Source organism: Corynebacterium cystitidis, assembly GCF_900187295.1.
Classification (GTDB): domain Bacteria; phylum Actinomycetota; class Actinomycetes; order Mycobacteriales; family Mycobacteriaceae; genus Corynebacterium; species Corynebacterium cystitidis.
This window is the reverse complement of record NZ_LT906473.1, coordinates 618,880-630,900: the sequence shown is the minus strand read 5'-3', so window position 1 is coordinate 630,900 and position 12,021 is coordinate 618,880. Positions and strand designations below refer to the sequence as shown.

The following is a 12,021-nucleotide window of genomic DNA, read 5'->3' as shown; positions in this document are numbered from 1 at the left end:
TCTCCTATTGGTGCCTCGTGGCCGGGGCGAGCAGGCCGCGCAGCAGTTGGCTAGATGCCTCGAGAAGCAACACGAGTACAAGCAGCATCACGATGGGACCTGCGACCAGCCACCACTGCCCGGCAGAGAGGAAGCGCATACCTTCGCTCAAAATGATGCCTAACGACGGGCGTGTGGGGTCGAAGCCAAAACCAAGAAATGTCAGCGAAGACTCGTGCAGGATGGAATGCGGGATCATGTAAACGTAGCCCACCAGGATATGAGGGATCAGCGCCGGCAAAAGGTGGTTGCGCACCACCCAACCACGACTATGGCCGCGGGCGCGTGACATGGCCACATATGGTTCTTCCCGCACCTTCAAGATCTCACCGCGGATTAGCCGTGCCAGCGGCGCCCATTGGGTCAGCCCCACGCCAAGCACCACACCGAGAGTTCCTCCACCAACCGCAAACGAGATCAGCAGGGAGGCCACAATGTGGGGCACGCCCAAGTTCATGTCGACAAGCCAGTTGACCAGCCGATCGGCCCACTTCGGCCCACTAGCAGCCAGGATGCCAAGTACCACAGAGACCAGCGCAGACACCGTGGCGGTGACCGCTGCCACGCGCAGACTTAAAGCCAGCCCTTTGACAGTACGCGCCATCATATCGCGGCCCATCCAGTCTGTGCCGAGCAGGAATTCGCTGTCGGGTGGTAGGTTGCGCTGGCCTGCGGTGGGGCGTATCGACGCCTCAGGGTAGGCAGCCGCCAGGAAGAAAATGAGTGCCACCCAGACAATAGCCAGCACAAGGAACACGGCGAATAGCACGCGGTTATTGAGGGTGCGCCGTGGCTGATACAGGGTCGAACGCATCGCGGTCCTCCTTTACCTGTGCTTGTTTGCTGCTGTGAATGCGTGGCTCCAATGCCACCGCGATGGCGTCTGCCAGCAGGTTTCCCACAAACACCACCATCGAGGTGATCACCACAGCACCCAGCAGCAGCGGGATATCACCATTGAGGCCTGCTTGGGTAATGATGGAGCCCAAGCCGTGATAGGAGAAGACGGTCTCTGCCATCACCGAGCCACCCACCAGGGATGACAGCGTGGTGAACTGCAGCATGATCGCCGGAATAATGGTGTTGCGGATACCTTGGCGCCACACAATCTGACCTGTGGACATCCCGCGGGAACGGGCAAAGCGCACAATGTCAGAGTCCATAAACGCCACCATTGCCTGGCGAGTGTGCAGCGTCACCGAAGAAATACCCACCAGCGCCACAGTGATGGCCGGCATCACTGCATGTTGGAGGCGGTCAGTGAAAGTAACTTCGTCGGAAAGCATGCCCAATGGTTGCGACATCCCCACGGGCACCCAGCCCAAGTACACGCCGAAAATCATGATGAGAACGAGGCCTACCACGAATGTTGGCGTTGAGGTGAGCAGGTAGGTCACCGCGACGATGATCCGGTCGAAGATCCCACCGCGGCGCGCGCCGGCCACCACTCCGAGGCTGTAACCGAGGACGGCAGAAAGCGACCACGCAATCGTCATGAGGATCAGCGAGTTACCCACCGCGTAGGCGAGGATGTCGGCGACATCACGACGGTACATGTAGCTGGTGCCCATGTCACCAGTGATTAACCCACCCAGCCAGCCGAAGTAGCGCTGCCACCACGGTTGGTCCTGCCCCCACAGCGCAGCAATCTGGGCGATCTGCTCATCGCTGATCCCTTGCAGGTCATTGATGTACTCCGCGATGGGGTCCAAGGGCGAAAACTCGACAAGCAGGAATGCCACGAGTGTGACACTCAGCAGCAGCCCTGCCAGCCGAATAATCGTTAGTGCTAGCCGCTTCAGCTCCATTCCTCCACATTGCGGAAGATCTGCAGGCCGTGGCCATGTCCATGGATGAGTTCGCTGCCTAAGTCAACGTCCTCGTTGACTATGAAGAGGTGGTCACGGCGCAGGATCCACGCCATGGAAACATCACCATCAGGGTGTGCGTTGGCACCGGCCTTCTGGCCTTCTTTCCAAAGGTTCAGCGACGCCTCGAAGTCTTCTGCGCGGCGTGCCTGCTCAAAATACTTATCTACTTCCGGGTTGGAGTAGTTCGGCATGTTGTTGTAGCCAGTATCAATCGCGTCGGTGGAGTAAACGTCCCACAATTCCTTAGGCGAGAGTGAGCCCAGAGCGAAAATAACCGCCTTGGTCTTGCCCTCTTCGTAGATGTCATCCCAGGTGACATGTTCTTGCTCAAACTTGATGCCAAATCGTTCGGCCTGCACCGCTAGTACCTCGCCGAGGTCGACGCGGGTCGGGTCAGTAGAGGGCACCATCAGCGGGATGACTGCTTCGGTGCCGTCTTTGTCCACGGTGCCGTCGCCGTTGGTGTCTTCCCATCCGGCGTCCTTCAGGATCTGGGTGGCTTGCTCAACCTGGCCGTCGTCGAAGGAGAAGTCAACTTCCCACGGTAGCTCGTCAGCCACCGACCATGCCGGGTGCCCGTATCCGTTGAGCACCAGCTCGGACAGCTCCTCGCGGTCAAGCCCCACGGTGATCGCTTCGCGGATTGCTGGGTCGGCAGTGATGTCGTTGCCAACTTCCACCTTCTCGCCCACAGTGACACCCGTGTTGCCGGACTCAGTAACAGGAAGAACAACTGCGAACGTATCGACGGATTCGCGCACCTCCAGCTCCATGCCATCAATCTGCTGGTCTGCGTTACTGTGCGAGACCTTCAGTACGTCGACCTCGCCGGCGTTAGCCGCGGCGATGGCGGCTTCTTCGTCTGCCAGTAAGAATGTGAGCTTCTTATAGTGCATCTCCTGCGGGTAGTGCTCGTTGGCTTCCATGATAACCTGCTCGCCGATCTGCTTATCAACGATCTTGTACGGGCCGGAGCCAATGGGGTTATCAGAGTAGTCGGGGCCATAAGCATGCTCCGGAACAATGCCGATCAGTGCGGTCAGCGGCCCAAAAAGCGAGTCTGGCCCGTTGAGCTCGAAGACCACCGTGGTGTCACCTTCGGCGCGGACCTCCTTGACCGTAGAGAGGTCAAAGTTGGTTCCATCCTCGACCAGCATCTCGTAGGTGAACACAACGTCTTCTGCGGTGACGGGCTCGCCGTCAGAAAAAGCGAAGTCAGGGTTGAGTTGGAATGTCCAGGTTGCCCCGTCCACGTCGTAGGATTCCGCGAGGTCGCCGACCAATTCCATGTCATTGGTCCACTTCAGCAGGGAAGAGTGCAGCACCTTGTGCTCATTGTGGGTACCCCAGCCCTTGGCGGGATCAAATTCAGACTCGCCGAAATCTCCGAGTGCGAGGACCAGTTCGTCGTCGGCACGCTCGGTAGTGCTGCCTCCACGCTGGCTGGATGAAGAAGTGGTGCCGTTGGTCGCGTCTGATCCCGCGTCAGTTGTGGTGTCGGAGTCGCTGCAAGCGGTCAGTAGCAGCGAGGCCGAGACGACCACCGCACCCCAGGTCAAGAAACTTTTACGCATGTCTACCCCTTTCTCAGTAAACACTTAAGATCTACCCTAACATTCAATAGAATGATTGACAATTGGGTGACATGACAATTATTGTGCGCTTGACAGCGCCTGCCCGCCGCCTACACCACTACTTCCAACCCACCTTCACGGCGTAGCCGTCCTGCTGGGTGCCCCCAGTCAGTGCCTCCACATGCGAGACCATCAGCATTTTCACGCGATCTTCCGCGCGCTCCAGAAGTCCAGCCTCCACAGCCTTTTGCTCGGCCACGCGTTTTTCTTCGGCAATGAAATTGGAGAAGTCTTGCATTTCTATCTGGTTGAACGGGTTCATTGACTGGTCGTACACAGTTATTGAGTCCGGATCGATTTCAGAACTTGTCACCTTTACCCTCGGCACCGTCACATCGATGGTGGCTGCCTCATCGTCGATACGCACCTCCACCGCCTCAAAATCCTCCACGCCCGCCTTGACCACGCCGGAGTAGGTCAGCAAAAATGAGTTGCCTGTCAGCGGCACGTTGCGCCCGAACAGCACTCGGCCTGCGTTCTCGCGCTTGCCCACGTTGGTGAAGATATATTCCTCAACGGACAACTCGGCGATTTGATCGAACGAGCCTTCCACCGTCGTGCGCGTGACCGACACCTCTTCCTCGCCCTGCGTCGGGTTGACCGTCCACAAAGCGGCGATGATAGCTACGACCAGCAGCGCCGACGCAACAAAAATTCACAGGACCTTGAAAGCTTTTCTCATGCTGGCAGCGTACCGCACTTAGTTGATGAGGCGACCATTGCGCTTTGTATTACACATCGCGCTTAACGACGATTCCCCCTGCCCCACTGTTGCTTCCGCTTCGAAAGGGGTCAACGCGCTTTTCCGCCGACAAATCCGCCCGCCACCCACACAGACCCGTTATTTGTCGACCAAAACTGACGCCACCGGCAAACAGATGCCCCTATCGCACAGCAGCACCCAGGTTTGCAACGCTACCCACCGCATCCGTGATCACGTCGAGCATCCCGAGCAGCTTTGCCAGCAGCGGAGAAAGCGCCACAACTAGTGGCGCAAGCGGGCCGAAGAGGTCGGCGACTACCTCGGAGCTCATCGCCGCAACCTCAGAGGCTTCGTCATCCTTGTCACCTTTATCTAGATCACCGGTTTCTCCCTTAGTCCCGCTACTGGACAAGCTTTCCGAGCTCAGCGACGACAATCGCGCCGCAGAGCCGTCTTCATCTTTGGCAGCCTCCTGGCCAGCAACCTGCGCCCCAGCAGCCTGCCCAGCCGGCTGCGCCCCAGCAACCTGCGCCCCGCCCATGACAAGCGCTGCTGCTGTAGCGACAGAAACCAAAACCCGTTTGACCTTCATGAATGACCTTTCCCTGTTCTCCGGCCTTGATGCCGGTTAATACGGTTTAATACGGTGTACTCCCCCTCTATCGGTTCCGAGACCGTTTCGTTACATAACTGACGTGGCGCACCGGCAGCCAACTTACCTTCGCGCAACTAAAGGCCTCGCCGATCCATGCCCTACCCGCACGTACCTCACCCGAGCGCAGCGAAGACCAACCGTTCCAACAACTCGCCGGTGTCCCACGGGTGTGGGACTGCGGCTCAACTGCCGACCCGATACCTGTATACCTCTACCGCCCCGAAATGATTAACAAAGTTTTCTGCCCTCGCTTCGATGCGTTGGCGTGTTGCTTTGTCAATCACGGGATCCACGTTGCGCAATTCGACGACCAATTCTCGGTGCGGTTCCAAGGTGCCAGTGGGGTCATCGTTGACCACGCGCAGGTGCTTATCGACAACCAACCCCGCCCGCCCATGAACGAAATCCTGGCTTGGACCCTAAACACACCACGTTAATCGCTGTCGACACGGCCCTTGACACACTGAGTTATAACTGTGGTGGTGGCGGCAGACCGTGGAACTTTTTCTCTAATGTGGTCGATACAAGGACGGTAGTTACCTGTGTCTGCCCGCTCTAGCGTGTCGAGATATGCTTCGCGCTGATCATTGAGCATTACAATTTGCCATCCAGCCGCAGTTCAGACGCGGTGTTCGCCCTGGCTGGTGGCCATGCGGGCGTACGTGGCTTCCGCGCGATGCCATCTCGTCGTCCCATCCCTGCAGTTCCAGGGCGATTGTTTGGGTGAAACCGTTGCCGGAAAGCGCCCTACCTGCTTGGAGACGCCGCCTGCGCGACCGAGCGCTCGACGGGGCTCGGTCCTCTACCACACGGGGCTCCCCAGCCCCAGGATTGGTTTCCGCGTGAATCTAGCGATAGTATGTGGAGAGTTAGTTTTCCTAATCAAACTTTTGTCGAAGCATAAGGACTGACATGTCTCATAGACTGCATCCCCAATTCCGTCGCTTTACTACCCTTGCTGCTCTTACCACGGTGGCCATATCTGCCACTGCGTGTGCTGGCAGTCCCGACGATACGGCTGAAGCTTCACTGAACCGCTCGACCACCGTTACCGAAGTGACCACGGCTTTCTCCACGATCACGGTCACTGAGACGGTGACCGCCGAGCCTGCCCCGGCCCCCGAACCAGAGCCAGCACCTGAGCCCGCCCCTGCCCCCGAGGAAAACAATCAGCAGCTCGGGTTCCTCGCCCCACCACCAGCGCCCGCACCGGCACCACCACCAGCGCCCGCCCCAGCTCCTGCACCGCCGGCTGCTCCTGCAGCAGCGTCGGTCTATTACGCGAATTGCAGCGAGGCCCGCGCTGCTGGTGCCGCCCCGATTTACGCTGGCGAGCCCGGCTATAGGAGCAAGCTCGACCGCGATGGTGACGGCGTGGCCTGCGAGTAGCCCCACCAAGGCCAACAACTTCGAAACACCAAATGCAGCACCCTTGATTAGCCTTGAGGCCAGCATTCCAGATAAATACGTGAGCGTTTCAGAAATGGCCATCAAGGCTGTTGTTTCCCCAAAATTCCGAAGTATTATTCGGAATACGGCTTCCGGGTCGGCCGCCGCACCCGAAAAGGGCCAAATCCGAAGGATACTTCGGATTCTTGATCTTCACTTCAGTTATACTGCGGGATAATCCATTAATCCGAAGGATTCTTCCGAAAGGTGTGCTCGTGGCTGAGACGCGTAACGACGTAGCTGTGAATGTTGGCAAGATCATCTACAAAACCCGCAAGACATACAATCTTACCCAGGTGCAACTCTCGGAGCTCGCGGGATTATCGGATAAAACAGTACGCGATATCGAGCATGGGACGGGCTCACCGAGCTTGAACTCGGTACTCACGGTCCTCGATGTCCTTGGGCTCTCTTTTGAGGTGACCTCATGACAGACCTGTCACGACTGCGTTTCATTGACAGCGCGAATGTGTTCAAAGCTGGACGGCTCGCTGCTCAGCTGACCCGAAATGACTCGGGAAGCGTTACTTTCCAATACAAAGAATCCTACAGCGGTCCAGGTGTTGCCACGACACTCCCTCTCGGCGTTGACCGCTCCCCCGCCCCCAACGGGGCGCTGCCGCCTTTCTTCGCGGGTCTGTTACCTGAGGGCCACCGACTATCGGTGTTACAGCGTGCGGTCAAGACTTCCTTGGATGATGAATTTACGCTACTGCTTGCTGTAGGAAATGATCTTCCTGGAGATGTCCAAGTCTTACCAGAAGGCCAGCACCCATCTGATTCTGTTCCGTCTATTGATATTGGTGATCCGAATGTTCGGTTCCGCGATATTGTCGACTTGGTGGATACGGTTGGCATTCCCGGTGTTCAATCGAAGGCCTCCGCATCTATGATTAATGCGTTGGTCACGAGTCGAAACCAACACGCAATTCTCAAAATTGATCCTCCTGAGCATCCACACTTAGTGTTCAACGAGGCGCTCCATCTCACCCACGCCCACAACCTGGGAATTCCAGTTAGTGAAGCAACGATAACACATGACCGCGAATCGATTCCCGGCCTAGTGGTGAAACGATTCGACCGTTGCACAGATGGCTCGACACGGGCGCTTGAAGATGCCACCCAAGTGTTGGATCTTCCTCCAGCACGAAAGTACAACGTCGACGCAGCAGAAGTAGTTAAAGCGCTGGCCGCCAAAACTAAAGCACCGCTTATTGCTACCCGCAACCTGTATCTCCAATTTATCTTTGCGTGGCTAACTGGTAACGGCGACTTGCATGCAAAGAACGTCTCGATCGTGCAAGATGCCACTGGCGACTGGCATATTGCACCAGTCTATGACGTGCCGTGCACCGCGCTGTACGGGGATATGACGTTGGCCTTGCCGGTCGCGGGCCGAACGAAAAACGTCCGCCTACGTCATTGGGATGAGTTCGCAGACGCTATCGGCCTGCCCCATGCTGCAGCTCGAAGCGCTAACACGGTAGCCATGCGCGCTGCTCAGGCCGTGAATCTAGAGACCTTGCCCTTAAGTGGCTCTCCCCTCTACGCCGCCGAACGCGAGCTGCGCCAGCGCCGGAGCCAACTGGAGTAGTGGCATATCACCGGCTCACCGTCCGGCACGCAGCCTAGCTATCTATATGATTCGGGGGCTACACTGGTCCCAACACCATTCATTTCAATTGTCCTATCAAAGGAGACTGGCTTATTATGCCTAGAATCACTATTTCTTTCGGCGCTATCCTTATTATCCTGGGCATTATCGCCTACTTTGCCACCGGAATGGCTAGCTGGACCGCCCTCATCCCGTCAATCCTGGGGGCTGTTATCGCTATTTTCGGTGCCATTGGTATCAAACAACCGAAGATTGGTATCCACATCGCCCTTGTTGTCGCGATCCTCGGGATCCTCGGCACTTTCCGTAGCGTCCTCCAGCTAGGTGAAGTTTTTGCCGGAACTGCGCAACGCCCTGCGGCCGTGATCGTCAGCACCATCACTTTCGTTCTGTTGGTGGTTTATCTGGTGCTTGGCATTCGTTCTTTTATGACCGCGCGCCGGTGGAAGGAAGAAACCGCTGTCGCCGAGTCACGCTAAAGGTTGCGCTAAAGGCTACCTGATTCCAGAGCCGACACGGCACTTCCGCAATTTTAGACTGCGATAGCCGTGCTAGCCGTGCTAGCCGTGCTAGCCGAGGGTATCTTCTCCGTGAATCCTTGGGGTGTGCCTTAACCGCAGCCTCGTGGGGACAATCGGAGTGGTTTACCGGGCCTTAAGGTGCTGAATCTCCACACCTTCACGATATTGTCGTGCACCAGAATTTTGATTCGCGTGCCTAGTTGGAGCACGCCCATGAAATTCGGGAGGAATCCCCCAGCTATTTCGCTTATCGACGACCAGCCGGGGACCCTAACTCCATTATTTAAACCGCCGGGCCCACCCCAGAAAGTGTCAGTGGAACCATCCGCGAATTCCAACATCACTGGTGGACAATAGCCACCATTCTCCTCACGCTCAACAAAGTCCCAGCTCAAAGCGATTGGAAACACACTTACCTAAGTAATGCCGGTACTGCCATCAATGTTCAGCGTACGACCATTTTCAGGAAAGTTAATTTCAAAACGCATTTTCCACAGGCCGGGTGCCACCACTTCTTGACCATCCCGCAGATCGCTGAAGAACACGATAGCGTTATCGCCTGAATTTTCATCATGGAATTCACTGTGGGTCAATCCACCTCCCTGCATCGCGCGCACTTCAAGTTCATGGTAGCCAAAGTGCAATTCCTCGATAGTGCGGGGAACTTCTCGGCCTTCCTCAAACTCAATGCGATAGCGCACTGCGAGTTGACTTTCGTCACCTATGATCGCCTCTGCGCTGATCGTCACCCCGCCTACGTATCGCGTGCATTGATTGGTCTGCCAATAGTGTCCAGCATTTCCATGTCCGACACCCCAAAGCCGAAAACGGTGGCAGACACCCAACGGCGCCGTGGTGTTTATTTCCGACAGGTTGACGCACGGCTAGTTCCTGCTCGTCGAGTGGCACTAGTCGAGCATGTTTGCGCAGATGCTCCTTGCACTTATTGATCGCTACTCGCAGCACCCACGCCTTCTCGTGCTCCTCATCATTAAAACATGGGGTTTTAGTCAACAGGGTTAACAGCGTTTCCTGGGTGAGATCCTCCGCATCGGCACGCGATCCAACATAGGATAGGTTTTCACTACATACATGTTTGAGTCGCCCAAATCCTGACAAATCCTGACAGTCACCAGACCTAATCGCTTCCGTACAACCAATGCGACGCCTAAACACTCACCCTTCCACGACATCCCACCCGATTTTCTTCATCTCCCGGTGTCTGCCTCCCGCCATCCGGTTTAGCATCGGCACTGCCGTATCGACGTAGTCGTACACCACTGCATCTACGTCATCGCGCCTGGTGATGCGACCCGTGTACTGTACTACCAGCCCTTTGAATCTAAATGGAGCGGCCAGAAAAAGCGCATCTAACTGTGGCACATCTAGGCCCTCACCGGCAGTTTTGTTCATCGCGATTAAGCACAACTGCGGTGCTTCTAACTGCTTACGTAACTCAGATCGTTCCGCCGTCGTTTGTGCTCCCGTCATAGTAAGTACGGGGATTTCACTATCGGCGCCACCCGCCAGGGCAGATACTACTGCCTTGTACATTGCGTCTACACCCGCCAACCTGTTCACTAGCACCAGGCAGCACCGCCCTTGGCCGAGCGCTTCTGCCACATCCTGGGCGAGCAGTTCTACCCGAGCAGAATCCTCGGCGATCTCGTTACAGAGTTCTACTAAATCTGCACTTTCGCTGCTAAACGGTGTGCGCCGCACGATCACAGTCCGCTTGCCCACCCCGGTCTCGCGCACCATGTGATGCCGCACGGGCCCGAACTGGAAGTTGATCAGCCGGTCTAGCTTGTCGTAGCGGTAGTTCGTCGCGGTCAACCCCAGCCAATAGCGCGCTTTCACAGAACTCAAAGCCGCTTCCGTCGCCGGCCCGACCGCTCCGTGGCATTCGTCCACAATGATCTGGTCATACTCTGCCAGCAAGCCCGGGCCCGAGCGCGCGAGCGCTTGCTGCGACACAACCTCCACGCCGTCAACACAGTCGAGAAAGGTGTCCAGCCGCGACTCCCACTGTTTCTGCAGCTCTTTCCGGTTCACGACGATCGCCGTGCGCACCTTCCGATTGCCGATCACCGCACACGCCATCACCGTCTTGCCCTGCCCCGGGTCCGCCAGCAGGATCCCCACCGGATCAGCGCACACATCCCGCACTGCCTTCTTCTGCTCTGGCCGCAGCGTCCCGGTGAACTCCACAGCAATTTTCTTGGCCGGCCGCGGCCGCGACACGTTCACCTCATACCCTGCCCGTTCCAATACGTGGACGGCATCGTCGACAAGCCCGCGCGGGAGCACCAACTCATCATCGCGCTCCTCCCACCGCGTAATAATGCGTGGTGTCCCATACGTGGACATTCGTGAGTTTTGCTTGCGGTAGAACTCCGGATTGGGCACGCTGGCCAGCCATTTCAGCTCGGCAGCCACGCTTACTTCACGCGGCACATGCATCCCCTCTGCGACACGGAGGTTCACAGGTCCGCGATGCTCACTCGGTTTCGGTTGCGGGGGTTGATCATCGAGCTTATCGACGACCGCATCTACGTCTGCTACTCCCATCGCTTTGACCTCACGGAGCCGTGCGAATTGCTCCGGATATTCCTGCCACGTGGACGGGTCCACGAACACGGTCGTGCGTTTGGTGTGCCAACTTCCTACGTGTAATGGAAGCGCGATAAGGTTACCTAGCTTGCCTGCTCCTTTGGAGCGCACCGGCAGGGTGTCCTGTGCCGGGAAGAACCGGTCCATGGAGTGCAACCGCACGTGGGGATACTCGTGCGCCACCTCACCCAGCAGCCCGTATCCCAGCTGTCTAGCCAGCCGCGCTGGAACCGGCTGGGTAAAGAAGATCCACACGTGGGCACCGTCACCGCTTCGCGATAACTCCACCAACGGGTCACACCCATACTGTGCCGCCACCTCGGCGTAGGCGGTCGCATCCTCTTTCCAGTCGCCATCATCAAAGTCGCACACCAACACTCGGCAGGTATCGTCTGGAAGCATCACGTAGAGCCCCTTATGCGAGGCTTTCGGATTCCAAATGTGGTCCCGGATCACGTCGCGAGTCAGTGGTAGGAATCGCCGCTGCTGCTGTGGCACGTTGTAGTTTTTCTCTCGCGACGGCGCCCATCCCTTGATCCCCTTCTCTTTGTTCTCCCAGGCGTAGGCGTACACGTCACTGCGGCCGACAAACAGGGACATGTACACGTCCAGGAGAGCTTCTTTGTCACCGGAGGGCGCTTTGTTACTTACTAATTCCTGCTTCTGAACAGGATGTTCTTGGCGTACTGCTAACTCACAGCGGAGAGCAGCGATCTCCTCTGCGAGTAGGTGGCTGAGCTTTTCTAAGCGCTCCAAGCGGTCGGCGAGTTCCATATTCTTCAGCCTAAACACCTACTACGCTGGATTCGAGATTTTTGCGCACAGCTTCACCTGAAGCCAACAGACCTGCGATTTCGGAGCACACCTGAAAATCGCCCACGCTTCCCCACCGATCAGTGGCTTAGGTAGGAAGGTAGCGTT

The 12,021-nt window shown here is 57.1% G+C and carries 13 protein-coding genes; 4 read left to right on the top strand and 9 right to left on the bottom strand.

Translation table 11 applies throughout. From position 1 onward, the window contains the following. Positions 1 to 4: 4 nt before the first annotated feature. The 6 genes from CKV99_RS03000 to CKV99_RS02975 all read right to left on the bottom strand — a co-directional run bounded on the left by CKV99_RS03000 (position 5) and on the right by CKV99_RS02975 (position 5,285). On the bottom strand, positions 5 to 853 hold the full coding sequence (locus tag CKV99_RS03000) for an ABC transporter permease (RefSeq protein WP_092260311.1): 849 nt from the start codon (positions 851 to 853) through the stop codon (positions 5 to 7). Further along, on the bottom strand, positions 813 to 1,847 hold the full coding sequence (locus CKV99_RS02995) for an ABC transporter permease (protein WP_092260309.1): 1,035 nt from the start codon (positions 1,845 to 1,847) through the stop codon (positions 813 to 815). The genes CKV99_RS03000 and CKV99_RS02995 overlap by 41 nt, the downstream gene beginning before the upstream one ends. Further along, a complete protein-coding gene (locus CKV99_RS02990; protein WP_092260307.1) occupies positions 1,838 to 3,484 on the bottom strand; it encodes an ABC transporter substrate-binding protein in 1,647 nt (548 codons plus the stop codon). Before CKV99_RS02990 ends, CKV99_RS02995 begins: the two co-directional genes overlap by 10 nt. 118 nt (positions 3,485 to 3,602) lie before the next feature. Next, the gene (locus tag CKV99_RS02985; protein ID WP_157728370.1) at positions 3,603 to 4,154 is read right to left on the bottom strand and encodes a DUF4230 domain-containing protein; all 552 of its coding nucleotides are present in this window, start codon (positions 4,152 to 4,154) and stop codon (positions 3,603 to 3,605) included. Positions 4,155 to 4,428: 274 nt separating this feature from the next. Beyond that, positions 4,429 to 4,839 (bottom strand): hypothetical protein, encoded by a 411-nt coding sequence (locus CKV99_RS02980; protein ID WP_092260303.1) that lies wholly within the window; start codon positions 4,837 to 4,839, stop codon positions 4,429 to 4,431. A 245-nt stretch (positions 4,840 to 5,084) separates the two neighbouring features. Further along, complete coding sequence (locus tag CKV99_RS02975) at positions 5,085 to 5,285, bottom strand: hypothetical protein (protein ID WP_092260301.1); 201 nt, start codon at positions 5,283 to 5,285, stop codon at positions 5,085 to 5,087. Positions 5,286 to 5,814: 529 nt separating this feature from the next. Here CKV99_RS02975 and CKV99_RS14690 point away from each other — a divergent pair. The 4 genes from CKV99_RS14690 (at position 5,815) to CKV99_RS02950 (ending at position 8,445) form a co-directional block, all read left to right on the top strand. After that, the gene (locus CKV99_RS14690; RefSeq protein ID WP_231910152.1) at positions 5,815 to 6,291 is read left to right on the top strand and encodes an excalibur calcium-binding domain-containing protein; all 477 of its coding nucleotides are present in this window, start codon (positions 5,815 to 5,817) and stop codon (positions 6,289 to 6,291) included. A 275-nt stretch (positions 6,292 to 6,566) separates the two neighbouring features. Beyond that, positions 6,567 to 6,782, top strand: a complete 216-nt coding sequence (locus CKV99_RS02960; protein WP_092260390.1) for a helix-turn-helix domain-containing protein — start codon at positions 6,567 to 6,569, stop codon at positions 6,780 to 6,782. Beyond that, positions 6,779 to 7,945 carry a type II toxin-antitoxin system HipA family toxin gene (locus CKV99_RS02955; RefSeq protein WP_092260298.1) on the top strand — a complete coding sequence of 389 codons (1,167 nt, stop codon included), beginning with the start codon at positions 6,779 to 6,781 and terminating at the stop codon, positions 7,943 to 7,945. Before CKV99_RS02960 ends, CKV99_RS02955 begins: the two co-directional genes overlap by 4 nt. Positions 7,946 to 8,061: 116 nt before the next feature. Continuing rightward, positions 8,062 to 8,445, top strand: a complete 384-nt coding sequence (locus CKV99_RS02950; RefSeq protein ID WP_092260296.1) for a hypothetical protein — start codon at positions 8,062 to 8,064, stop codon at positions 8,443 to 8,445. Between the two features lie 458 nt (positions 8,446 to 8,903). On the opposite strand, the gene CKV99_RS02945 is transcribed toward CKV99_RS02950, so the two are convergent. Genes CKV99_RS02945 through CKV99_RS02935 form a run of 3 tightly spaced genes read right to left on the bottom strand, consistent with a single transcriptional unit; the run spans position 8,904 to position 11,874 of the window. Then, positions 8,904 to 9,236, bottom strand: a complete 333-nt coding sequence (locus tag CKV99_RS02945; protein ID WP_092260294.1) for a hypothetical protein — start codon at positions 9,234 to 9,236, stop codon at positions 8,904 to 8,906. Beyond that, positions 9,205 to 9,663 (bottom strand): sigma factor, encoded by a 459-nt coding sequence (locus CKV99_RS15060; protein WP_197697206.1) that lies wholly within the window; start codon positions 9,661 to 9,663, stop codon positions 9,205 to 9,207. The genes CKV99_RS02945 and CKV99_RS15060 overlap by 32 nt, the downstream gene beginning before the upstream one ends. Then, positions 9,664 to 11,874, bottom strand: a complete 2,211-nt coding sequence (locus tag CKV99_RS02935; RefSeq protein WP_092260292.1) for a TOTE conflict system archaeo-eukaryotic primase domain-containing protein — start codon at positions 11,872 to 11,874, stop codon at positions 9,664 to 9,666. Positions 11,875 to 12,021 lie beyond the last annotated feature (147 nt).

What these genes read in the sequence shown, in the direction of transcription:
- CKV99_RS02955 (WP_092260298.1), top strand. Translation starts at nt 6,779, where the DNA reads ATGACAGACCTGTCACGACTGCGTTTCATTGACAGCGCGAATGTGTTC.
- CKV99_RS02935 (WP_092260292.1), bottom strand. Translation starts at nt 11,874, where the DNA reads ATGGAACTCGCCGACCGCTTGGAGCGCTTAGAAAAGCTCAGCCACCTA.
- CKV99_RS14690 (WP_231910152.1), top strand. Translation starts at nt 5,815, where the DNA reads ATGTCTCATAGACTGCATCCCCAATTCCGTCGCTTTACTACCCTTGCT.
- CKV99_RS02990 (WP_092260307.1), bottom strand. Translation starts at nt 3,484, where the DNA reads ATGCGTAAAAGTTTCTTGACCTGGGGTGCGGTGGTCGTCTCGGCCTCG.
- CKV99_RS02980 (WP_092260303.1), bottom strand. Translation starts at nt 4,839, where the DNA reads ATGAAGGTCAAACGGGTTTTGGTTTCTGTCGCTACAGCAGCAGCGCTT.
- CKV99_RS02950 (WP_092260296.1), top strand. Translation starts at nt 8,062, where the DNA reads ATGCCTAGAATCACTATTTCTTTCGGCGCTATCCTTATTATCCTGGGC.
- CKV99_RS03000 (WP_092260311.1), bottom strand. Translation starts at nt 853, where the DNA reads ATGCGTTCGACCCTGTATCAGCCACGGCGCACCCTCAATAACCGCGTG.
- CKV99_RS02995 (WP_092260309.1), bottom strand. Translation starts at nt 1,847, where the DNA reads ATGGAGCTGAAGCGGCTAGCACTAACGATTATTCGGCTGGCAGGGCTG.